Below are 24,287 nucleotides of genomic sequence, written 5' to 3' on the forward strand. Positions count from 1 at the left end.
GATGTCCGCCATTTTTGGCGGACATCTTCATTGGAGGCGACATTATGGCTACAGGTCATATCTTTATTATCTTAATTCCTATTTTCTTTGTCATTTTAATTGGTTATTTTGCAGGATTGTTTAAGGCTTTTAACCCTGCTTCTTCTAAAGGATTAAATACACTAGTGACCAAGTTTGCTCTACCTGCACACTTGTTTATTGGTATTACGACGACACCAAGAGAAACGTTGATTCAAAAGTGGCCCTTTCTTGTGGCTTTGCTACTTGGTGTGATCGGCTTTTATATTGTATTGCTCATCGTTTATCGCTTAATCGCCAAAAAAGGCCTAACTGAATCCTCTATGTTCGCATTGAATTCAACACAGCCCTCTTTTGCATTCATGGGAATTCCGGTTCTGGGGAGCTTGTTCGGAAGCGCGGCAGTCGCCATCCCGATTGCGATTACTGGGATCGTCGTTAATGCGATTCTTGATCCGCTTGCTAGTATTTTGGGAACGGTCGGCCAGCGCAAAACAACAGAATCCGACGACACTAAAGGCAACTTATTTAAAGTTACTATGAAATCAGTCCTTCATGGACTCAGCGAGCCGCTTGCTTGCGTACCCTTGATTGGTGTCGTATTGACTCTATGCGGATTCCACGCTCCGAAACTTTTGCAATCCATGTTCGATCAAATCGGCAATATTACTGCTGGTGCAGCCCTATTTGCCATCGGGGTAACGATTGGTATCAAAAAGATTACTTTCAGTCCAAAAGCACTGAGCATCGCTGTGCTGAAAGCCATCGTAATGCCTATTGTTATGCTCGGTATTGCTGTTCTGATAGGACTGTCCCATGAAGATGTAACCAAAGCAGTATTGCTTGTCGCTTTTCCCGGCTCGGCCGTGGCCGCTATGATTGCTACCCGTTATGAAACACTGGAAACGGAAGCTGCATCTGCATTTGTTATTAGCTCAGTCTTATCGCTCATTTCACTCCCCTTGCTCATTTCACTTTTTATATAAGGGACAGAATCTAAGAATCCTCAATGCAATTCGGGTATTTATAGAAGTAATGCATAGGCGTTTGCTCTCTTATATTTTATTTTTTAAATATTGTTCAAACAATAAAGTAATTTAGTAAGATTTGAGTTGGAAAAACAACATAAAATAAAGTTTTGCCGACAAGCGGGCGGTCCCATAGCTTCATTCACTAGTGGGCCGCCTTTTTTTAAATAACCCCCTATTATCCCTTCATCTCCCATTTTCCCCACTTAGATCAAGCAAAAATATCTGTTTTTTTGTCAATATATTTCATCAATATGTAACCTCCTATTCTCCCTTTTAATAAATACCTAACATTTAGAAAGCAAATTGTCGAAATATATAAGGGATAGGTCGTATATTAAACTAAATTTCAATTCAAAGGAGAAGAAACTCGTGAAAAACTTGAAGTGGAGCACTATGTCCTTTTTTGGTAAAAATCTATTAATCTCTTTTATTAACATCGTATTAATAGGTGCTATTCTCATCACATCTAGCTATATACTTCAAAAGAACATTCTCACCACGCAGCTACAAGACCAAGTTAAGGTATTGACTAAAAAATGGGCAGAAGATGTTGATAAAACGAAAGTGCAACAAGCATTGAGTGAAAAAGATTATAACGGCTCTGTTCAACAAGATTTACGCAAATTCCTAGATTCTATTCACACATTTTATCCTAATGTTGCCCAAGCTTACATATTCGGCACAGAACTAACAGAAGGAAATCAAACCTCCATTATTGGCGTTCCCACAAATTTAGTCCAAGCCTTCCAAGACTCGAAAATGAATATAGGGGATATGTACACTCTTCCTGACGAAAATGTACAAGCCGTAAATAAAATGCTTCAAGCCAATGAATCAGCATTGAGCAGCTTTTACACAGACGATTTTGGCACATGGACGACCATCGTCTATCCCATTACAGATGAAAGCGGTAAAATCACAAGTGCCATTTTCTTTGACGTTGACGCAAACTCTGTACCTACCGGACTTCATAAGTTGCTTGTATATGGTGTTTCATTGCTCATTCTGTTCCTTGCTATCTTCTTAACGATCCAATATTTACTAGTAAAACGTACCCTCTCCCCGATTCGTAGCCTGATGAAAGGCATTGAAGAAGTCAGCGAGGGGAATCTGAATGTAAAAATCAAGACAGGTCTAGACGACCTTGGCATTATTAATCAAAAATTTAATTCCATGATCAAACGCCTTAACGATACAATGGTGAAAGTACAGGATACGACGCAAGAAGTTACAGGATCAGCTCAGGAATTGCTAAGTATTAGCGAGAAAAACAGTGCAAATACGAACGTCATTAACAGCAATATTCAGGAAATAACCCAGGGACTTGAAGCTCAGGATCACGCAGCACTTGAAAGCTCCAGAGCTATGAATGAAATGTCTACGGTTATCCAAACCATTGCCGAAAGCTCCTCCTCCGTAGCCGATCAAGCTTATTCCATGGAAAAACGCTCAGTTGAAGGCAATCAGGTAGCCCAAAAGCTATCCACTCAAATGGATTCTATCTCCACTACAATAGAAAGTACAGTTGATTCTGTTAATGCGCTACAGAACCGTTCTAACGAAATCAGTAATATCGTAAGCATCATTACAGGCATTTCCAGCCAAACAAATCTGCTTGCACTGAACGCTTCTATTGAAGCTGCCAGAGTCGGTGAAGAAGGCAAGGGGTTTGCAGTAGTAGCGGGAGAAGTGCGTAATTTGGCTGAGCAATCTCAAGAGTCCGCCAAACAAATTGCAGAGCTTATTGAAGAAATCCAAAAGGAAATTGAGCAAACTGTAAAAGGCATGAGTCTTGGTACAAAAGAAGTTCACATCGGGCTAGAAGTTACGAAGCAGACAGGCGAAATGTTCTCTGAAATTTTAAATGCGGCTAATAAAGTATCGTCACAAATCCAGGAGGTGTCCAGCGCAACTGAGCAGATCTCGGCCAGCACGCAGGAAATGTCAGCTACCTCTGACGAGCTGTCTTCCACAGTTAGCAAAACAGTGGACAGCAGCAAACAAATTGAGCACACCATTGGAGAACAGGCTGAGTCTATGGCTTCTATCGTCAAAGCTTCTGACAAGCTTACATTGATGTCTGGGGAGCTGGAAGAGCTCATTTCGTTCTTCAAGGTGAACCGGGAAGCCTAACATTATAACCTCCAAATAATCATAGATAACAACAAAGAACCTCTAGTCTGCATAGAATGCGCATTAGAGGTTCTTTGATATGCCCTTACGTACTTCTTAGTTTATAAAGCCTTCCAAAGCTGAGGTTGGCTTACCGTCAGCCTGCCAAGCACCTTTGTTATAACCCTGATTATAACCTGGGGTTGCAGCCGGTTCCCAATAAAATACTCCCAAGCCTTTGCCGCCGGCGATACTACGAACCTTCGTTTTGATGTCGGCAATAAATGCCTTGGAGGCTGCAGGTTCATTATATTCCATTCCGATTTCACTGATGACAATACCTTTGCCGTATTTTGCAATAAGATTATTGGCATTGGTAATCGTCTGGTTCACCTTTCCCTGCCAGTCGGAAGGAGACGGATACAGAGACAGCCCGATGAGGTCAAACTGAGCTCCATTGTCAATCAAGCCACCAATATTCCAGTCTAAGGTGGAGCCATTATCCCCGTTGGCCAGATGGACTATCGTTTTAGTACTGCTGCTTACCGATTTTACAGCATTATTCCCTGTATTGACGAGCCAGGCGTAATTTTTCATGTTCACTGAGGCTTTGCCGTCTTCCCAGAGCATTCCATTATTCGTCTCATTGCCGATCTGCACCCAGTCCGGTGTTACCCCCTTGCTTTTCATCGTGTTCATAACATAAACCGTATGGGACCAGACTGCATCCATAAGTTGCGTAAATGTGAAATTACGCCACGCATAAGGTTTATTCTGCTGCCCGGGATCTGCCCAGGAATCACTATAATGCAGGGTCAGCATAACGCTCATGCCCAATTTTTTAGCTCGCTGCGCCAGTTCTGCTGCCTTTTCGGCATTCATGTATCCGCTTGCATAATCCTTCATGTCAGGGTTTACCCACACCCGGATGCGCACCGAGTTGATCTGATAATCGTCCCGCAAAATTTGCAGTACATCCCGACGAACACCCTTTTTATCCTTCCAGGTCATACCTTGCGCTTCCATTCCTGCTACCCAGCTTATATCTGCTCCTTTGGCAAAAGCAGGAGCGGCCGAGGCCGCACCTGATCCTGCAGAGCCAAATGGATACAAAAAGCTGGATAACAAGATCAACATCGCAAATACCATAGTTCGGTTACTTGTTTTCATAAGTCATCCCCCATCCGAATTGTATACTCCTCATTGCCTCTGACAAATCTACCAGTTCCCTCACTCGGGAAAACGACAACGATCACACTTTATACCATTTTCTATTTATTCCGCTCTGTCTTTAGAACCTTAACAGTATAGGCATCCAATTGAACCTTGTTGTCTTCCATCACATGATCTTCGAGCATATCCGCATAAGTTCGTCCATCCAGTGTAATCTCTTGCGGCTCATGCGTGAAATTTAGTATAAAAATATAATCATGAACCCCATCGGTACGAATCGCCGTATTCACTCCAGGCGGCAACTGCACATCGAGCGCTTTACTAATACCTGCGCCATCAATCAGGCTTTTGTAAAAATGGCTGTGGAATGGTGCGGTGTTGCGTGAAGCGATGTAATAAGCCTTTCCTTGTCCCAAGCGGTTCACCGTCAAAGCCGGTCGTCCTGCATAAAAGTCTGAACCGTACACTGCCAGTACCTCTGCACCCTCCGTATGAATGAGATCACACAATTCTACAGCTTCATACTCCCCTTGTAGATCCAGCTCATTGCCTTCAACTGGCATAATGTGATTACGGTCGTGATCATGCAGTCCGTCAATTTCTTCCGACCAGATCCCCAGCGTCTTACGAAGCGGCCCCGGAAAGCCTCCAAGGAAGCACAAATCATGTTCATCCACGATACCAGACCAATAGGTTGCTACGAAAATCCCACCACTTTCAACAAACTTCTGTATACGCTCGCCCACACCGCTGCGGACCATATACAACATCGGAGCCACCACAAGTTTATATTTGGAGAAATCTGCATCCATATGAATGACATCTACGGGCACCCCCTGCTCCCAAAGTGCCAAATAATGCGCTTCAGCTGTCTCCTCGTATTTCACACCTTTATTCCGCGGTCCCTGTGAATCATTGACTCCCCAACGGTTCTCCCAGTCAAAAATGACTGCGGCCTCCGCGGGTACAGATGTACCGACAACCTCCTCCAGTTTTTCCAGCGCATTACCGACATCTGTCACATCCCCGAATACTCGAGTGTGCTCATGTCCGACATGATCGACGACCGCACCATGCAGCTTTTCACTCGAACCGCGGCTTTTCCGCCACTGAAAATATTGAACGGTGTCTGACCCGTGTGCCACAGCCTGTAAAGACGATAGCAGATGCATTCCCGGCCGCTTCAGCTTGCTAACCTCTTGCCAGTTCGTCAAACTTGGCGTGCTTTCCATGAGCATCCAAGGCTTGCCCCCCTTGATTGAGCGGATAATATCGTGCATCATAGCCACTCTCGCAGCCTGACGGCTATCATCTCCCCCACGGTCATGCCACGTTGGATAGCTGTCCCAGGATATAACATCGAGCAGATCAGCAAACTTCCAGTAATTCAATCCTTCAAAAAACTCCATTAAATTAGTTGTGACCGGAATTGCCGGATTTGCAGCCTTGAGCGGCACAATCTCATGTTTGATAAAATCTGCAGTCTGATCGGTCACAAACCGTCTCCAGTCCAAATTCATGGCATGGACCTGCGTTTCACCGTGAGGTGCCGGGGACTCGATTTGGCTCCAATCCGTAATCGTATGGCTCCAAAAAGTCGTCCACCATGCGTGATTAAGCTTGTCCAGCGTGCCGTATTTATCCTGCACCCAAGCGCGAAACGCCTCCTGACAATAATCACAGTGGCAATCTCCACCAAATTCATTGGAAATATGCCAGCCAATAACAGCAGGATGGTTAGCATAACGCTCGGCCAGCTTCGTATTCATGATACGTACTTTTTCCCGGTAGACAGGCGACGTAGAACAGTGGTTATGGCGAAACCCGTGCAAGTTACGGACACGGTTAGCCTCCACACGCAGCACCTCGGGATATTTTTGCGACATCCAGGCTGGTCTTGCTCCACTAGGAGTAGCCAAAAACGCATAAATTCCGTTCTCAGCAAACGAATCCAGAATACGGTCCAGCCACTCGAAAGTAAATACACCTTCCTCAGGCTCCAATGAAACCCATGAGAAAATGCCGACAGACATCACGTTACATTTGGCTCGTTTCATTAGGCGGATATCCTCCGCTAACACCTCAGGATAATGCTGCCATTGCTCCGGGTTATAGTCCGCTCCATGCAACATACGTGGAACTCGCTCACTAATGGGAGGGTACTTGGTTATATTTTGATTCGTCACTATAAATCATCTCCTTCTATTAATTCTATTACTCTTTGACGGAACCTAGCGTCATACCTTTAACAAAATACTTTTGTAAAAATGGATATACAATGAGAATAGGCGCTGCACCAATGAAAATTTGCGCTGCATTAACCGTCGTTTGAGAAAGTAATTCCATCTCTTTGGGACTCATGCTCATAGAACTCATGTCCTTCTGAATAATTACGGTTTGCAGGAATGTCGCCAGTGGATAATCCTTTGCATTGCTCAAATAGAGCAGACCGTCAAACCACGAGTTCCAATGAAATACCATACTAAACAGCGCAATCGTCGCAATAGATGGCATCGATATGGGTAAAAAAATACTAAACAATGTGCGAAAATGTCCTGCTCCGTCGATCAATGCCGCCTCTTCCATCTCCTTGGGTATTCCTCTAAAAAAGTTCAACATAAGGATGACAAGAAATGTATTGACCGCTCCTGGCAAAACAAGTACCCAGAAGCTGTCCATTAGATGGATCTTTTGAATAACCATATAGAATGGAACCAGACCACCGTTAAAAATCATACTGAATACGAACAGCCATGAATAAACGTTTCGACTACGGAACACAGATGTTTCCTTTGAAAGTGGATAAGCAGCTAAAAAGGTAATAAGCAGCGTCAAGCCGGTTCCTAATACAGTCCGACAGACAGAAATCCAAATGGAGTGCAGAAAAATCGGGTTATTCATTGTCTTCTTATAGGCTTCTAATGAAAACTGCACCGGCCACAGTCCAACCAGATTGGCATCTGCTGCTGATTTAGCACTAAATGATACCGCCAACACATGAATCAGCGGAACGATACACATGATGGACAAAATCACAAGCAAACAAATATTAAACACATTGAAGATGCGGTATGGCGTTGTTTTATGATACATGATTCTCCCTCTTTCAGCCTCGTGGAATCAAAAGATGCGGTAACCTGCCCATTTATAAGCAAGTCGATAAGATATCAGAATGAGAATCATACTGATAACGGATTTGAACAACCCGATGGCGGTGGCAAAGCCCATTTCCCCATTTATTAATGCTGTCCTGTAGACGAAGGTGTCAATAATATCGCCTTTTTGGTATACCAGCGGATTATAAAGGTTGAAAATCTGGTCAAAACCAGCATTCAGGACATTTCCAAGTGCAAGCGTTCCAACAACGACCACCATCGGAATCAATGAAGGTACAGTAATGTGTAGCGTCTGTCTCCAGCGGCTCGCTCCATCCATTTCAGAAGCCTCATACAACGAAGGATTAATACCCGCCAGTGCAGCGAGAAATACGATGGTGTTGTAGCCGAACTCCTTCCATATATCCGATACAATGACAGTAAAACGAAACCAGTTATTATCTCCCAGAAAAAAGATAGGCTGGATCCCGAAACTTCCGAGAATTCGGTTCATAAATCCATCTGTAGCCAACAGGTCAATCAGAATTCCGCCCAAGATTACCCACGACAGAAAGTGTGGCAGATAAACCAGTGTCTGAATGGATCGCTGAAGTCCGACCTTGCGAATTTCATTCAGCAGTATAGCAAAAACAAACGGAACCACCAGATTGAAAAACATCTTTAACACAGCAATAATTAGCGTATTCCAGACGACTTGAAGACTGTCCTCCCGTTGAAACAAAAAGCGGAAATTATCCAGTCCAACCCACTCGGAACCAGTTATGCCTAGCCAAGGCTTGTAATTTTGAAAGGCCATGACGATGCCGCCCATCGGAATGTAGCTGAATACAATTAAGAAAATGATGGCTGGCAGCAACATGATATGAAATGGCCACGTACGTTGCAGACTTCTCATTGCAGTTCCTCCTGTAACTCTCATGGTATACTTCAATTATAAAAGCGTTTTCGCTGTCCCAACAGTTCAAAAAACCAATATACATGGCACAAAAGCAATCATTTTTTATGCTGGCTAACGCGAATAAAACCTTTTTTCACACACATCGTAATATCGCATTCATTTCCATTTAATTCTGACGAAGCTGTATTAAAAAGGCTGTCCACCTTGGGACAGCCTGCCTAATCTGTTTCACAACATCAATGGTTTTTACTTTTCGACGCTTTTATACCATTCATTTACTTCATTTGTAATTTGTTCGCCTCCAGCAGTTTTCCACGTCTGCACAAAGGTATCAAAAGCAGAGATCGGCTGTTTGCCATAAATGATTTCATTGAAGGTCTGGCTTTCAATCTTATCCAGATAATCCTTTTTGGCCTTCATGGTTGGGGTAGTAGGTCCTGTAAACTGATCTTTCATAGAGATATCCTTCTGTTCCATGAGTACCTTGGCAGCCGCAGGAGTATCTTTCCCGTAATTCACCATTACATCTTTCTCCAGACGGGTCTTCGGTTCTCCACCGTTAGCCAAACTTAACAAAGCCTTCATTTGGGCATCAGGTATGCGCGCACCATCACGAACCAGCAAATAACGAATAGAATTTACATAACCGCCTGGTATTTTATCGATAGACAACAGCTTTCCGTTAGCATCCAAATCATAATCGTAACCCTTAAACAGTCCATTCGACAAATCACTGTCCGGTTTGGCATTTGCATAATGGTCAAACAAATAATTTTGATAGGTGAAAAGTGCTTCAGGATGCTGCATTTGTTTGTTGATTAGTACGACACCATTGGTGTATTGCGTTCCGTGTCGCATGGCTTTGTTGTCAGGTCCCGCTGGAATCTTGATCGGCTTCCACACGGCTCCCGGTGCATTTTTGACTGTATCCTGGAGCGGCCAGCCGCTCATCCAATATGGTCCAGGAATCATACCTGCTGTTCCTGCTACTGTAGGTTCTGCTGTTTTATTCTCATCCCACAAAGCTGCTTCCTGAGGAATGTATCCCTTTTTGAGCCACTCACTCAGCTTTTGCAAACCTGGCTTCATGCCAGGCTGCACGGAGCCATATTCCAAACTGCCGTTCGTGCCTTTGTTCCACTGCTGGGGTAGTGTGCCATACGCCCCGAAAATCCAGGACGGGTCACCCATCCAAGTGTTCATGGATGTTTTGAAACCGATGCTGAGCGGAATAACTTTGTCCGGAGCCAGTCCGTCTGGATTTTTATTTTTAAAGGCATCCATCACTTTTTCCATTTCATCCATCGTCTGAGGAGCCTTCATGCCCAGCTTGTCCAGCCAATCTTGTCGTACCCACAATACATAATCGTGGTTATAGGCGAAATCGAGTACAGGAATACCCATTTTTTTGCCATCCCGGCTATACTGATTCCATACGTTCGGATCCTGATTCATCGCCTGCTTCCAGGAATCGGAAGCGTACTTGTCAAACAACGGACCGACCTCTGCAAACATACCGGAATCGATCATATCCTGTGCCAGTTGCTCATTCTCCGTCCCCAGTACAACGACGTCCGGCATCTCCTGACCGGAGGACATAGCCAAACGCAGCTTCGTAGCAAATGCACCATTCGTATCCGTGACGGACCAAAGTGATTTGATGCTAATACCGAATTTCTCTTTAGCCCATTTCGTGGCAACGTTATCTTCTATAGATTCTCCATTTTTAAATTTTAAAGCGGGATCAACACCCCATACCGTGGATATTGTAACTTCCGGATTGTATTTTTCTTTGTATACGTTTTCAGTTTTAGCTGTGCTACTCGCATTTCCATCATTCCCTGTACCTGAGCAACCCACAAGGCCAACTCCTAATGCCATAGTTGCGGCGAGCAACGACAATAGCTTTTTTTTCGAATGAACTCGCATATTGTTCCCCCTCAAAAATCATTTTCTATTCTTTTATTATAAGAGGGCTTTTCTACGCCGCCTATGTCACAAAATAAATATTTCTGCACCTTTCCCAACTGATCTTTACTAATCTCATTTTTACTGGTCCCGAAATTCATGCGGAGTCATCCCGTAATGTTTTTTGAACATCTTGCTGAAATATTGGGGATTCTGATAGCCCAGTTCCGTCGTAATTTCGTATATTTTTTTGTTGGAATATTTGAGCAAATAAAGAGCCCGCTCCATTCTCATTCGGATAATATAGTCACCCAGACCTTCTCCGGTTTCAGCTTTATAAATTTTAGACAGATAGACTGGATGAAGATAGACCTGATCAGCAATCGTCTTAACAGACAGCTCCTGACCTTTATCCTGGGAGATGAGCTCCTGAACCTGCTTGACCACATAGCTTTTAGCGCTTTGCTCGCTTGCGGACCATTCAGATTTAAGTTTGTTCATCATGGAAAATATCCACTCTTTGAGATGGGGGAACGAATGAACCATTTTCTGCGCATGTACCGGATCGAAGCCTACTTGATCCATCTGTGTAATGAAACGTCCTTGTTTGTGCGCTGTATACATAAAGGCGCTCGTCACCGAAATAAACAGCTCATATAAATGCTCGCGTGTATATCCCACCTCTTCCATTTTTCCAAATACACGGCTCACTTTCGCTTCGGCCTCTTCCCATTGTCTGGACTCTAGCAGATGAGTAAGCGTAGGGTGCATATAAAGCCCCTCCAGTGACTTAACTGAGCTGTGTGGCTGTTCTGTCTGTTCTTCTATGAATAGCAGTGTATCCGTCTCCTCCTGATGGTTCCAGTATAAGGATCTAATCGCTGTCTGATATAGCTTAGGTAGCTTCTCTGGAAACTTAAACCATCCGGTTAATGCAACGTAAATTTCCCCTTTCAAGTAATTGCTCACATTTTTTCGAAAGGTTTCAATCGTCGCACGCAAAAAACTATTCTGCTCATCCATACTCCTTTCAGGAGTCAAATCCCGATTTCCTTCTATTAATACAATTAGGCAGTCATGCGGCGCTTTGCAATGCCAAACATGAAAATCGGGTGCGAACACTTCTTCAGCAATATTTCCAATCGCATACTCAATTAAGGATACTGAATGATAATCCATATCAGAAAAATGCTTGCCTAGCTGAATAAGCAGCATACTGGCAGGATGTCCCGTGCATAGCTTGATTTCGTACTGGGACATTTTGTCCTCTATTTTTTGTATAGACAAATTACGTCCTAGTACCAAATCATGCATCAAGTGGGTCCGCAGCACAGCAAAATCGTTCCTGCGACTATATTGTAATTGATGGACCTTGTCAAATTCTTCCCATTCTTCCTTTAGCGAATCCATGGCAGCTGACACACATTTCATAAACTCTTCATCATCTACCGGCTTTAAAATATAATCAAACGCCTTAAGCTGGATCGCCTTTTTAGCATATTCAAAATCGGCATAGCCTGTTAGTAACAAACATCGGATATGCGGCCATCGCTCGTTTACCTCAACAATCAACTCCAGTCCCGTCATGCCGGGCATACGAATATCCGTAACCAGAATATCAATATCGTACGCTTCCAGTACATCCACGGCTGCTAATGCAGAAGCTGCTTGATGAACCCTCTCGATGCCTAGCGTCTCCCACGGAATGGTAGCTGCCAGACTTTCTGTTACATAACTCTCATCATCTACTAGTAATATCTGAACCATCTGGTCCCTCCGTTTTAACTATATTCGAATTTGGCGAAGGCTCAATTAAACCATTCGCATGCTCTCCTTCTGTTGAGAGCGACCATTTTAAAACTGCACGCAATCCTCCCAATGGAGACAAAGAGAATTCCAGTCCTGCATCTTCCCCAAAATGTAATCGCATGCGTTGATGCACATTCCATAAGCCGTAGCCGCTTTCCTCTTCTACAGGCTTGTCAAGTGCTAATGTCAGGGATGTTATAGCCTCCTCACTCAAACCGAGTCCGTTATCATCCACAATCAGGCACATATTTGAGCCGACACGCTCAGTCATAATACGGATTATACCATCCTCCACTTGAGGTTCTATCCCGTGCAGCACCGCATTTTCCACCAGTGGTTGCAACACAAGCGGTGGAACCAGCAAACTGTTAGCCTGTGAAGAAATAACAATTGAAAACGTTAACCGTGGCATACGCATCTGCTGAATTTTTAAATAATATTGCACAAACTCGACTTCATCCGATAAAGGAACCAAATCCCTCTCCTGTCTTGTCGTATATCGATAATATTTGGACAAATTATGAGCCATGGCCACGACCGCTTCATGATTACGCAACTTTGCCATACTCGTAATAAAGGAAAAACAATTATAAAAAAAATGTGGATTAATTTGTGACTGGAGCTGCTTTAGACGCGCTTCCTTCACATGCAGCTTCTCAACGTAAACCTTCTCAAACAGCTCCTGAATCTGTTCGACCATCAGATTGAATTGACGGGACAGGAAAGCAAACTCGTGACTGCCCCTAGGGCTTAATCGAACAGCATAGTCTCCATCCTTTAATCTCCGAAATGCCCGCACAAGCTGGAGAATCGGCACTTGTACCTGTGAATGAAGTAGATAAGCAGCAATGAAGCCTACTAGTAGCGAGCCAACAACAGTAATATAAAATAGTCGATTGGATGAGTAAATCGGAGACATCATATCGGACAAAGGCATGTAGTCTATCAAATACCAGCCAGTCGTTTGCGAAAGAACGGCGTGAACAAGGTAACTCTCATCTCCAATTTTCACGGTCAGATTATCAACTTCATGCAATCCCAATTTTTCCAGTTTCGTAATCAGCTTGCCTGACAGCTCTTCATTTGCAGTACGATTATAAATCACTCCTACGCCTTTTTTATAATAAAAGGGTTCCTTTCGTCCATCGCCTTTGAAGCGGTCAAGCATGTCCTGAATATTGCTGCTGTCAAATTCAACCTTAATAATCGTGTTAGCGGTTTCTGGATTACCAAGTGAAGAAAACGGGGATAATGTATACAATGAAAATATAAATTGTTCCTTCCCACCGTACATTCTTTTTTTAGATACCTGCCAGCCGTTTTTAATCGATTGATTTAATTCTTCCTGATCATAAAAACTGGCTCCATTCTCTGATACAACACGTCCAAGCGAAGGTGAATAAATATTCAGCCCGGTTCTCCAATTGGAAGAGCTTTCCTGAAGCCCGAGCTTGGTTTGGATCCGTTTGACAAGGTTAATTCCATCCAGATTGAGAGTCTTGTCCTTTAAAAAAATCGCTTGAAAACTGGCTACGTCAGGATCATGAATCAGCAGATGCGGCCAGGAGGAAATCATTTCAATATTCGTATTCACCTGATTTTGAAAAAAAGTCAACTGGTTATAATTAGATTGATTCAGCTCATCCCGTAACACGCCTGTAGTTGTCTGATTTGAATAGACATACAGGATTAGCATAGGTATAAGCAATACGATAACGATGGAGACGATTTTAGTATAAAAATTAAATTTAAACATGAGTTCTACACACCCTCTGCACAAAAAACAGGCATACTTAAATGGTATGCCAGAGCCCTGACCTTCGTTGCCGTCATTACATACTATACATTATCAATGGTTGGCGGTGATAATATGTTTGACGCTAAGCAAATGGAATGGTTAGATCAACTATCCGCTGAAGACCTGGCCATTTTAGGTGCCGGCTTCAATACACTAGGTGATTTTTTTGATTTTCTGGCGTTGATTAAAGCCAAAAAGGAAGCGAGCCATAGTAATAAAAAGTAACGACACTATTTCACAACAAATTTAACACGAGTCCCATCCTCATACTCATCCAATTGATGACTGACCCATGATCCTGCCCCACGATTATCCTTAGGAGCTATGTATTTGACATTTGCACCTTTGCCACCTTCTGAGCACATAGCCATCGGCCATTCGTCACGATCGTACCCTTTACGAGTGGGAACGCCTGCAAGGGAATGCTTGCGATTTTGCTCGGCTCCTTCACGGTCAATTGTGCATACCGGTGATTTTCCCGCCCGAATGGCTTCCTTAATATGCTGAGCCGTTTCAGGATAACGACCTGACGGGAATTGCAGCGTAACCTGAGCTGATGAAGGCGGGTTCTCTCCTGTCATTTTTGTAAGAAGATTGCCTCCTTCAAACCAGTACGCGCCCGCAGCTAGCAGCACTAAGGTTATAAAACTTAGCAACTTTTTCTTCAATTTTCCTCTTCCCTTCAAGCTATTCCAGTAGATGACCTTCAACAAAGGTAATCCCCAGATTTTATTTTTTGTAACCCCTTACTGACTATAAAAAAAGGTTGAATATCCGACGACAAATAGTATAGAGAGGAGGTTGAACAAATGAACGATGAGATCAAACTGGCCGTGAGCCAAATGCAAGCCGTTGTAATCCGGTTACAGAATGGAAGTACCGTAATTGGCTGGCCTAAGCTCCTATCCGACGAAGAAACTCAGGAATTCAAGCTCTACGATGACGAACACGTATATACGATTTCCGTTAATGACGTGGATACAGTCGCAAGAGTTATTGTATAAGAAACAGGGAACGACTCAATGAGACATCCAGCGGACAAGCCCAAACAAGGCGCACCACAGGAGAAGACTGATCAGAATTCCCCAAAATAAACCTTTAAAAAGCTTCATACCATACTGACAACCTTTCCGACTGGGCTTTTCCCCATTATAACATGTCAGAAAGACAGCTGTCGCAGCTTGCTCTACATCGTCTTTGTATCATATATTTTAAAATTTAAAATCACGACGTAAAGCAAAAGTGCAACAATTCTGAAAATTATGCCTGATCACCAGTGAAAATGCAATCATGACATAATAAAAGTCACATTTTAATCAAAATTTAATGAAAATTTTCCGAAAATAATGTATAATTATTGACATAATAAAACGCACGAGGTGATCATCATGGCATTATTAAACAGAGTTCAGGAATTAAAATTGCAACTGCCTAACGAGCATCATAGCATTTCACAATACGTGGAGCATGCATTGCATTCGATTGACAGTTTTGTGGAACAACATCGTCAATTTGTAGCCGCTCAAGCTTTATATGGTGAAAAAATCAATGGCACGGAAGAAAGACTGTTCCGCGACACGATTTCTGAGATTAAAGCCCAGCTGGTAGCTACTCTGGAAAAGACAGTTGAAGACTTCGCACACAAAGGCGATAAGCATTGGAAAAATCATTATCAGGACGGCGTAGAATAAGCTGAAAATAACCCCCGGTCTTTGGACCGGGGGTTATTTTGTATAAGCCAAATGTAGCAATATAGGTAGGCTATTTTAACACTCTGGCAGATGTCGCTACAGTCTTACCACCATAGACCACTTTGATACTGGAACTTCCGGTATCAAGCGCCTTCACCTGACCGCCTGTAACCTGTACGATCGACGGTTTGGAAGATGTCCATACCGCTGAGCTTGTCACATTGGTAGTTGCGCCTGAATCATAAACTGCATTCACACTAAGCACTTGAGATGAGCCTTTAGGCAGCTTCAGGTTTTTATTGCTCAATACCAGTTTGAGCAGCTTAGGTGTGACTTTGATCTCAACGTTAAACGACTTATCCTGATACGTGCCCGTAATAGTTGCTGTTCCAATTCCAATAGCTTTAATGGAAGAGCCTTTTACAATCGCTACGGAAGCATTCGATGTTGTCCATTTCACTTTGCTGCTTAGAGTAGCTTTTTTACCATCCGTATATATGCCGATGACTTTGATGGACTTACTTCCTTTCAAATTCATATCAGCACTCGAAAAGCTTGGTGTCAATGTAGAAATGGCTCCTTCCACAATGACAGGCACTTTCACGTATTTATTCATATACATAGCCTTGATTCCTGAGTTACCACCACTTACCGCTTTTACTTTACCATTTCCTACTGTAACTGCGGCTGTTGTAGCTACCCAGCTTACCTGATTGGTAACATCAAGGATTCCGCCACCAGCCATGTGAGCTTTTACTGTCGGAATACTCGCTTCTTGGCCTGCGACCAATACGTACTTTTTCTCAGAAGCCGTCAGCTTGAGCACTTTATATTGCACGGACACTGGAATGTCCAGCTTGATTGCACCAACTGTAGCCGTCAATGTTGCACTGCCTGGGTTCACTGCAACCAGCTTACCGTTTGCTATTTTGACTGCACTTTCACTGCTTAAGCTCCATTTCACATCGGATTGAACTGCTTTTTTAGCCCCATTGACCAAATAAGCAGATATCGTCGGAAGAGAAGTTTTGCTTCCTGTTTCGAGAGCCAGACTGGCTTTGCTCGATACCAGCTTTTCAACAGTTGGCAGCACATTGATCTTCAGCGTCTTGCTCAAACCGTGATAGGACGCTGTAATCGTCGAATTTCCTGCATCCATCGGAGTGATTTTACCCTGCTCCACTGTGGCAACCAGCGGATTGGACGAAGTCCATTCTGCCGTGTTGGTTACATCGGTTTTGCTACCTGTCAGGCTCACATCGGTTGCATTGACCTGAAATGGGGAGCTTCCCAGATAGACCGATTTGGGCCCAGTCTCGCTCAGTGTCAATGCCTGGGAAGAAGAACGCACATACACGATCGTTTGTGCTTTAAGTCCATCCTTGTCGGCTTTAATGTAAGTCACGCCTTTGGCAAGAGGACGTACAAGTCCACCTTCTACGGTAGCAACGGTCGCATTCGAAGATGTCCATTCCACACCGGACACATTTTCCGTACCGCCTCCGGTAAGCACACCTTGAGCAGTCAGTTGCTTCGATTCTCCACCAATGGTCAGATTCAAAGGACCAGACGTATTTATTTGCAGCTTGCTGTAAGGCGATTTTACTGTAATTGTCGTCACTACCGTCCGGTTTTCATGTGTGGCGGTAACTTTGACCTGCCCTTTCGATACTGGGGTAATGAGTCCCTGTTCTACCTTTAAGATACTTGAATCCCCGGAGATCCATTCAGCTTTTTGGGTTACATCCGTTTTGCCCTTTTCTGTCACCATCCACACTTTCAATTGAGCAGGGTTTCCGCCCAGATTTACTGAAGTCGCATTTTGACTGTCCCACTCCACCGTGTAAGACGTGCTCTCCTCAGCCCGGATCAAACCTGCTGGCCATGCTGCAAATACAAACATCAGCAAAGCAAGTAAGAAGGTACTCCGTTTGCTCATACTCTTCATTCGTTTCTCTCCCTTGGTTTCATCTTTATAAATAGGGTATTATTAACAGCCCCTTACCTTTTATCGGTAAACAACGCACTTAATTGAACCCTTCATCAAAAAAAGGTGGAATATAACAGTTAAAGTTCTCCGCGCAGCGACCTCACCACGAACAAATGCTCTTCCTTAGACAAGGTTTGTCCATCTTCAAGGACCACATCGTGTGCCGTGTGACTAACCAACTTTACATTGTAAGCAATCAGCTGATCATCTCTCCAAATCGTCACCGCCGACTGAAAATGAATGGCATTATCAAACTGTAACGGAACGTTCATTACATAACCAGTGGAGTTCAGCTTCGCTGGATGGCGGCTTCTACGCTCACGCCCCGGAGGAAGCATGGTAATATACGTAATACTTTCAAAAGGAATAGCCAGCATTTTCGGGCCTAAAATAACGCACTTTCGTGTATCATCCCATTTTTCGAGCGTGCCGCGCACCTTCTGGGTATGACCGTTGTTGCCGTGATATAAAATGACCTGACGTCCCTTCCATTGACGCATGTCCTCACCTCCAGTGCTAGCGGTTAGGAATCTCCCACCGAATCGGTTCCATTCCATGCTCCAGCAAAAATGCATTGGTACGCGAAAAAGGTTTGCTGCCAAAAAAGCCTCTGTGAGCCGCCAGTGGACTCGGATGGACGGATTTTAGCACCAAATGCTTGCTGGTATTCACGAAGCTTGCTTTTTTCTGAGCATGGCTCCCCCACAAAATAAACACTGCTGGCTGGTCACGCTCATTAATCGCTTCAATGACAGCATCCGTGAAACGTTCCCAACCTATTCCCTGATGAGATTGCGGTTGTCCTTCACGCACGGTCAACACATTGTTCAACAGCAGCACACCTTGCTCAGCCCAAGGAACGAGGTAGCCCTGATTCGGAATGGGAGTGCCGATATCATCGCGCAGCTCTTTGTATATATTTAGTAGAGACGGCGGCGTTCGCACACCGGGTCTAACGGAAAAGCTCAAACCGTGAGCTTGTCCCTCTCCATGATATGGATCCTGTCCCAATATAACCGCTTTGGTCAGATGATATGGCGTTAGTTTGAGTGCGGAAAATAAGTCTTCTTTCGGGGGATATACCTTATGTAACTTGTACTCCCGGGCTAACGTATACCTTAATTCATTAAAGTAAGGCTTTTCGACCTCTTCTCGTAGTACATCATCCCAGTCATTCCCAAACATAACCCTGTCTCCTCTCGATATGTAGATCTGCGAAAACTGTAAACTTTTTTATTCAAAAAAAATAAGCTGAACCCCTCATCCGGAGCCAGCTTATTTATTCGTTACCTGTGTTATATGCCGAAGGACCAGGAAAATATCCTTACGGTAATCAGCTACCGCAGGGTCTAAATTCGATTTCCTTATTATAACATTAACGATAATGATGTCAAGTAACTGAAAGCTTAAATCCCCTCAGAAGAAAAGCCATTTATTGCTGTATTTGTTACGAATTTGTATGAGCATTCAAGTATTCCAATGCATTATATAACATAACAGCAGCTTCAGCACGTGTAATCTCGCTTTTTGGATGAAACTTTTCATTCGCATCCAAGACATTGACCTTGTACACTAGCGAGCGTTGAATGCTACCTTGGTAAGACGGCTCCAGTTCGCTGTCATCAGCAATATTCGCAGGTGCAATTTTAATCATGGGAAGAACGCCTACTTTTTCCATGCCCTGAATCAGCATGTGGGTGAACTCTTCCCTGGTCAGCGCTTTGGCAGGATCGATATCTTTTGGAATGTCTACGCCATTATAATGCGCTTTGATAAAAGCTTCAGCGTACCATGCGGTATCCCTAACATGGGGGAACAGTCCACTGGCCTGTGGCGCTTTATTAAAATCAATCGCGGCCAAACTGAGCTGGAGTCCGCCGGAGATCAACTGAATGCCTTGGGCAGCGGTCACTTTAGATGACGGAAGAAACTGCGTGTCAGAGACACCTTTGAGTAGACCCTGATCTTTAAGGGATATGATTTTTTCTTTGCCGCTTACGTTGTTCAAATCCTTGAATTGACTGTCTGCCGCAGACAGTTGACTTCCAACGGAGAAGGACAAAATGGCTACGGTTGTAATGGCTGCGAATGCACTTTTTCTCATACTCATGTTAAGTTCCACCTTGTAGTTGAATTAGGCCGCTTGGCCATTAACAACTTCTTTGACGGAGTACAAGCTGGAAAGGTTGCAGGCCAAATTCACTCGGTCCCTCTACCCCTTTGATTATTCAATGAACTCAATACTTTCACAAACTCAAGCGCTGCTGGAGTCACTTCATCAAAAGAATGCGATATAATTCCGATTTCTCTTGTAATCCTGGGGTTAATTTCTTTGGTCATGAGTGAATGAGACACGGACGAAAGTGTAAACCGGGATATAATGCCAACCCCCAAGTTTTTTTGAACCATGTGGACTAATGTTTCAGCCGTTTGAACTGTGAGACTCTCCTGAAAGGGGATATGCTGTTCATGTAAGGTATTCAGTACAGCAGATTCATGCCCTCCTTTACAGAAGATAAGTTCATCCTTGTGCTGTTCCAGAGAAACCTCGCGTTCAGCTTTCAAAGGATGATTCTCCGGTATGATGGCAACCATGGAATCATGCTCCAGAATGTGAACGTCATAATGTTCAAAAGGGGAAGCTACGATTCCAATTTCGACGGTTCGATCCTCCACCCACTGTTTAATTTGATTGGAGTTTCCTTCCATCAGTTCAATAGTGACTTGCGGATATTGGGAGCGGAAGGAACAGATCGCTGCTGGAAGCAAGTTCGTAGAGGCAGCCGGAAAAGAGCCTATCTTCACCTTACCGCGCAGAAGCTTGTTCTCCTGACACGCAAGCTGAACCATTTTATGTTCAATCTCTTTCATTTGTCTGGCTAGGATCAGCATTTCCTTCCCCACATCGGTCAGTAAAAGTCCATTCTGCTTGTCGCGAATAAACAGTTTTACCTGCAAGGTGTTCTCAAATTGTATCAAAGCCTTACTAACAGCAGGCTGGGAAATAAACAGCGCTTTGGCAGCCTCCGTCATATTCATTTTCTCCGCGACCTTCATAAACACTTCGAGATGATGCATATTCACAGACATCCACCTATTATAACCATCTGGTTATTCCTTCTATGAAATATAAGTATTTCAGTTATATAAAAACATACCTTATGATTAAAAACAACTCCAGCTCCTGAATAGCCATGTTTGTGAACTTATCATTAGAAGGGGATTAGAATATGCATTCAACTCAGAATTTTACCAATCAATCTACCAGAGTATCATCTGATACACTTCCATGGGGTGGGTTGCTGGCGCTTGCCATGACCGGATTTATTGGTATCCTCACTGAAACTCTGCCCGCTGGCTTGTTGCCACAAATCAGCAAGGGACTCGGAATTTCGGAAGCTTTGGCTGGCCAGTTAGTCACTTTGTATGCTCTCGGCTCACTCGTCGCTGCCATCCCTTTGACTGCTGCAACAAGGGGCTGGCGAAGACGTCCTTTATTATTGCTCTGCATCGTTGGTTTTCTTATATTTAACACCATTACGGCGGTGTCTTCCTACTATTTTCTGACGCTGGGTGCCCGTTTTCTTGCAGGCGTATCTGCTGGTGTATTATGGGGAATGCTTGCTGGCTATGCTCGCCGAATGGTGCCGGATGCGTTAAAAGGACGCGCCATGGCCGTCGCTATGTCAGGTACCCCACTGGCACTTGCCCTTGGCGTTCCATTAGGAACTTTCCTCAGTTCGTTTGTGGGCTGGAGAATGGTATTTGGTACCATGTCCTTTCTGGCGGTAGTCTTAGTCGTATGGGTACTATGGAAACTTCCCGATTTTCCCGGGCAGGCCACCCACCAGCGACTCCCGTTGAGTAAGGTTTTCACAATTACCGGTGTACGTCCCATTCTAACTGTCGTTTTAATTTGGGTGCTGGCGCATAATATTCTTTACACCTATATCGCTCCCTATCTAAATCAAGCTGGACTGGCCTCCCAAACGGATGTGGTGCTGCTTATTTTTGGAATAACTTCGGTTGCCGGAATCGGGTTGATCGGTGTATTCATTGACCGCTGGCTGCGTCTACTGGTACTCGTGAGTACCTTCGGCTTTGCTATCGCTTCTTTGGCGCTGGGAATCGGAAGTCACCAACCTGCTGTCGTCTATTTAAGTGTTGCCTTGTGGGGACTGACCTTTGGCGGAGCCGCTACCTTACTACAGACCGCATTGGCGGAAGCGGCAGGTGAGAGCGCAGATGTGGCTCAGTCTATGCTTGTAACCGCTTGGAATTTGGCTATTGGTGGAGGCGGTTTGATTGGCGGGATTCTTCTGGAGACACTTGGAATCAGCTCTTTCCCGTGGACGTTGCTGATTCTTATGCTACTTGCCTTCATTGTTTCGTGGGGTGCTAAGAATCATGGGTTCTCCCCCAAGAGACGTGGGTAGACCTATTGCCCTATAAAAACATCGTCGTTTAAATGGCTGAGAATCAAATCCACATTTGGCAAGAAGCTCAACGAATATGTAGATCAGGTCATAAAGAACCTTCCTGTCCATCTAACTTCATGGATTGGAAGGTTCTTTTATCAAAAGTCATACAAGCTCTAAGATTCTTTAATATAATACCTTCTCCAGACAGCATGCCAATTCATCATCGGGAAGGGGCTTACGATGCGTATTCTCCAGGTAGATATGTTTTTCTGTTTCTGGCATTAAATATTGTTTGTACCACAGGAACATATCCGGACTGTCTCCCTGAATGCGAAGAAATCTCCGCACTGTGTCCGCATGAGAAATAGTATTATCCAGATTGGTCAACCAATCCGCCCGGTAGAAATGCTCCCATCTTCCAGTCCCTGCGAGCGAAAGCGCTTCTTTACCCATCCGGTAGCTCCAAACTGCATGAGAAGCTTGTATAAATGCTCGCGGATAATCTCTCTCAAGAAACAGCCCATAAGAGATACATAAGCTAGCCAATCCACGTGAACCGCTCAGATGCAGTTCAATCTGCACAAGCAGCTGATTATGAAGTCTGCGACTTTCATCTTTGGGCAATTGCTTCATGATTCGTAGACACCGCTCCCGCAAATCGCCCCAATCTGAGATAGCCGACTCAGCTTTTTCCTTGAACCAGATTACCTGTTCAGGAAAACTCCTTTCTCCAGTAGCCCAGTACAGCCGTTCATCACTGCCTTCTTTGCCTTGTAGCCAATAGCCCATAATTTGCCGAGCCGGATGGTGATAGAATTCCTCGCCAGCCCGATCATCCTTATGTGGACCATAAGCGATAGTACAACTGGAGAAATCCCGGTATAATCCGGAAATCTCTTGATGGTAACAGCTGTATAACCGCTCGATAAAATCAGTAAGTTGCTCTTCGGCATCCACGTCACCATTCGTCCATAAATTCGCTACCAAATCCAGCGTATATAAATGTGGCAAAATATTACCTGAATTGACCAGCAGATACTCGTCTGCTCCTGTAGTAAACGCTGCTGTTAATTCGTCTACAATCAATCCAGCTGAGGAGGGAAATTGGGTAAGATGGTTCGACGCCTGCAAGTCGTGGAAGGTCACATGATAATATACTCCATTCTGGCCCCCATCCTCCGCCTCGGGCAATGCCGGTACACGATAGTTGAGATTCCCATGGCGCCGGGATACCATTTTACCGTAACCATTGTCCGCCCATATTTTGATCACCCCTTCGGGCACTTCAATATGCCCCTGCTTGTATAGCTCGGCTATCTCACCATACATCGCCATACAGCACACTGGTTGCTCCACAAATTCACAGATCATATTGTACTGCTTGCGAACCACGTACGATATTAATTGTCCGCGTTTGTCCGGCGTATTAAAGGAAGGATCATCTTCCCAGAAAGGCTTGTCACCCTGCCCACGAAAGGACAGTACCCATACAATTTTCTCTCCCTTCTGCCGTTCAATCGCTTCCTGCCATAGCTGTTCAAACAACTCGGGATGCTCTTTGTAGCTAGCCTGTTTACCCGGAAAAGCGCGCAAAAACATCTCCGCACCCAACGGCTCAGCATGATGATGTGTAATCCATAACCCCATTTCTGCTGCAAGCTTATGATGGATACCCGTACGTGGTAAATCTGTTCCCGGGATCACCATGTTGCCACCACAGCGCAGTAACGCTTCAAAAACGGGCTGCCATACCTGCTCCGTCGGTGGATAATCATCCTTCCAGCCAATCAGGCATACCTCATCATTGACAAACCATCCCCGATATCGGACCTTGGACGGTATACTGTCATAATCCTGACTCGGCAAAACTATTGTATCCCGCTTAGGCGGGAGGACCTCCGCCCAGAACCAGAACGGGTCTACGCCCAGAGCGAAGCGGCTGTAATGAAGCAGTCCATAAATGATTCCTAATTCATCACGGCCGATAATATGAAGCACCGTTCCCTCGCTACCAGTAACAAAACGTAGACAATAGCCCTCTGGCCAATGCGGACAGCTATCTCCTTCCTGCGCATAACGGATAATTATCGAGGACTCTTCTTCTGTTTGCAATAGATCTCTACCAAATACTTGCTTATGATCTCGCGTAATCATGTTCCAGGCGTGGGCAATTGGCACACTTCCATCAGTTTGAAGATTGTATCCGCTTTCAGATGAAATAGTCAGAGGTTCACAGGCTTTCATTTTATTGTCATCTCCTATTTTTTCAACTATGAGGATTCTTCTTTTCTTTATTTTATAGGTTGGTAACATACTTAGATA

Annotated in this window: 20 protein-coding genes; 6 read left to right on the forward strand and 14 right to left on the reverse strand. The window is 44.3% G+C overall.

What is annotated here, in order from left to right:
• Nucleotides 1-44: 44 nt before the first annotated feature.
• Both AC6EJC_RS03510 and AC6EJC_RS03515 read left to right on the forward strand, forming a co-directional pair.
• On the forward strand, nt 45-1,004 hold the full coding sequence (locus AC6EJC_RS03510) for an AEC family transporter (protein ID WP_444952753.1): 960 nt from the start codon (nt 45-47) through the stop codon (nt 1,002-1,004).
• A gap of 414 nt (nt 1,005-1,418) precedes the next feature.
• Nucleotides 1,419-3,182, forward strand: coding sequence for a methyl-accepting chemotaxis protein (locus AC6EJC_RS03515; protein WP_444952754.1), 1,764 nt, complete (start codon nt 1,419-1,421; stop codon nt 3,180-3,182).
• 96 nt (nt 3,183-3,278) lie between these two features.
• Here AC6EJC_RS03515 and AC6EJC_RS03520 read toward each other — a convergent pair whose 3' ends face one another.
• From AC6EJC_RS03520 to AC6EJC_RS03550, 7 genes are all read right to left on the reverse strand, one after another.
• On the reverse strand, nt 3,279-4,331 hold the full coding sequence (locus tag AC6EJC_RS03520) for a glycoside hydrolase family 53 protein (RefSeq protein ID WP_444952755.1): 1,053 nt from the start codon (nt 4,329-4,331) through the stop codon (nt 3,279-3,281).
• Nucleotides 4,332-4,432: 101 nt separating this feature from the next.
• Complete coding sequence (locus tag AC6EJC_RS03525) at nt 4,433-6,520, reverse strand: beta-galactosidase (protein WP_444952756.1); 2,088 nt, start codon at nt 6,518-6,520, stop codon at nt 4,433-4,435.
• Between the two features lie 28 nt (nt 6,521-6,548).
• Complete coding sequence (locus AC6EJC_RS03530) at nt 6,549-7,427, reverse strand: carbohydrate ABC transporter permease (protein ID WP_069010559.1); 879 nt, start codon at nt 7,425-7,427, stop codon at nt 6,549-6,551.
• 27 nt (nt 7,428-7,454) lie between these two features.
• A complete protein-coding gene (locus AC6EJC_RS03535; RefSeq protein WP_029517681.1) occupies nt 7,455-8,345 on the reverse strand; it encodes an ABC transporter permease in 891 nt (296 codons plus the stop codon).
• Nucleotides 8,346-8,594: 249 nt separating this feature from the next.
• A complete protein-coding gene (locus tag AC6EJC_RS03540) occupies nt 8,595-10,277 on the reverse strand; it encodes a type 2 periplasmic-binding domain-containing protein (protein ID WP_444952757.1) in 1,683 nt (560 codons plus the stop codon).
• 120 nt (nt 10,278-10,397) lie between these two features.
• Nucleotides 10,398-12,023: a response regulator transcription factor gene (locus AC6EJC_RS03545; protein WP_444952758.1), complete on the reverse strand. Its 1,626-nt coding sequence runs from the start codon at nt 12,021-12,023 to the stop codon at nt 10,398-10,400.
• Complete coding sequence (locus tag AC6EJC_RS03550; RefSeq protein ID WP_444952759.1) at nt 11,998-13,821, reverse strand: sensor histidine kinase; 1,824 nt, start codon at nt 13,819-13,821, stop codon at nt 11,998-12,000. Before AC6EJC_RS03550 ends, AC6EJC_RS03545 begins: the two co-directional genes overlap by 26 nt.
• A 114-nt stretch (nt 13,822-13,935) precedes the next feature.
• Here AC6EJC_RS03550 and AC6EJC_RS03555 point away from each other — a divergent pair, with 114 nt between their 5' ends.
• Nucleotides 13,936-14,088 (forward strand): hypothetical protein, encoded by a 153-nt coding sequence (locus AC6EJC_RS03555; RefSeq protein ID WP_444952760.1) that lies wholly within the window; start codon nt 13,936-13,938, stop codon nt 14,086-14,088.
• Between the two features lie 5 nt (nt 14,089-14,093).
• Here AC6EJC_RS03555 and AC6EJC_RS03560 read toward each other — a convergent pair whose 3' ends face one another.
• Nucleotides 14,094-14,531 (reverse strand): NucA/NucB deoxyribonuclease domain-containing protein, encoded by a 438-nt coding sequence (locus AC6EJC_RS03560; protein WP_444952761.1) that lies wholly within the window; start codon nt 14,529-14,531, stop codon nt 14,094-14,096.
• Between the two features lie 141 nt (nt 14,532-14,672).
• Here AC6EJC_RS03560 and AC6EJC_RS03565 point away from each other — a divergent pair, with 141 nt between their 5' ends.
• Both AC6EJC_RS03565 and AC6EJC_RS03570 read left to right on the forward strand, forming a co-directional pair.
• Entirely contained in the window at nt 14,673-14,867 is a 195-nt protein-coding gene (locus tag AC6EJC_RS03565; protein WP_444952762.1) for a hypothetical protein, read from the forward strand.
• A gap of 384 nt (nt 14,868-15,251) precedes the next feature.
• Complete coding sequence (locus AC6EJC_RS03570) at nt 15,252-15,554, forward strand: hypothetical protein (RefSeq protein ID WP_444952763.1); 303 nt, start codon at nt 15,252-15,254, stop codon at nt 15,552-15,554.
• Between the two features lie 70 nt (nt 15,555-15,624).
• Here the strand turns inward: AC6EJC_RS03570 and AC6EJC_RS03575 are convergent, their stop codons facing one another.
• The 5 genes from AC6EJC_RS03575 to AC6EJC_RS03595 all read right to left on the reverse strand — a co-directional run bounded on the left by AC6EJC_RS03575 (nt 15,625) and on the right by AC6EJC_RS03595 (nt 20,634).
• On the reverse strand, nt 15,625-17,502 hold the full coding sequence (locus tag AC6EJC_RS03575) for a tenascin (protein WP_444952764.1): 1,878 nt from the start codon (nt 17,500-17,502) through the stop codon (nt 15,625-15,627).
• A gap of 119 nt (nt 17,503-17,621) precedes the next feature.
• Nucleotides 17,622-18,044, reverse strand: coding sequence for a hypothetical protein (locus AC6EJC_RS03580; RefSeq protein ID WP_444952765.1), 423 nt, complete (start codon nt 18,042-18,044; stop codon nt 17,622-17,624).
• Nucleotides 18,045-18,060: 16 nt separating this feature from the next.
• Complete coding sequence (locus tag AC6EJC_RS03585; RefSeq protein ID WP_444952766.1) at nt 18,061-18,729, reverse strand: uracil-DNA glycosylase; 669 nt, start codon at nt 18,727-18,729, stop codon at nt 18,061-18,063.
• A 262-nt stretch (nt 18,730-18,991) separates the two neighbouring features.
• Nucleotides 18,992-19,654: an S-layer homology domain-containing protein gene (locus tag AC6EJC_RS03590; RefSeq protein WP_444952767.1), complete on the reverse strand. Its 663-nt coding sequence runs from the start codon at nt 19,652-19,654 to the stop codon at nt 18,992-18,994.
• A gap of 89 nt (nt 19,655-19,743) precedes the next feature.
• Nucleotides 19,744-20,634, reverse strand: a complete 891-nt coding sequence (locus AC6EJC_RS03595; protein ID WP_444952768.1) for a LysR family transcriptional regulator — start codon at nt 20,632-20,634, stop codon at nt 19,744-19,746.
• Between the two features lie 140 nt (nt 20,635-20,774).
• Between AC6EJC_RS03595 and AC6EJC_RS03600 the strand changes: the two genes are divergently transcribed.
• Nucleotides 20,775-21,980 (forward strand): MFS transporter, encoded by a 1,206-nt coding sequence (locus AC6EJC_RS03600; RefSeq protein ID WP_444952769.1) that lies wholly within the window; start codon nt 20,775-20,777, stop codon nt 21,978-21,980.
• Nucleotides 21,981-22,148: 168 nt separating this feature from the next.
• Here the strand turns inward: AC6EJC_RS03600 and AC6EJC_RS03605 are convergent, their stop codons facing one another.
• A complete protein-coding gene (locus AC6EJC_RS03605) occupies nt 22,149-24,209 on the reverse strand; it encodes a glycosyl hydrolase 115 family protein (protein WP_444952770.1) in 2,061 nt (686 codons plus the stop codon).
• Nucleotides 24,210-24,287 lie beyond the last annotated feature (78 nt).

This window comes from Paenibacillus sp. TY11 (assembly GCF_059772165.1).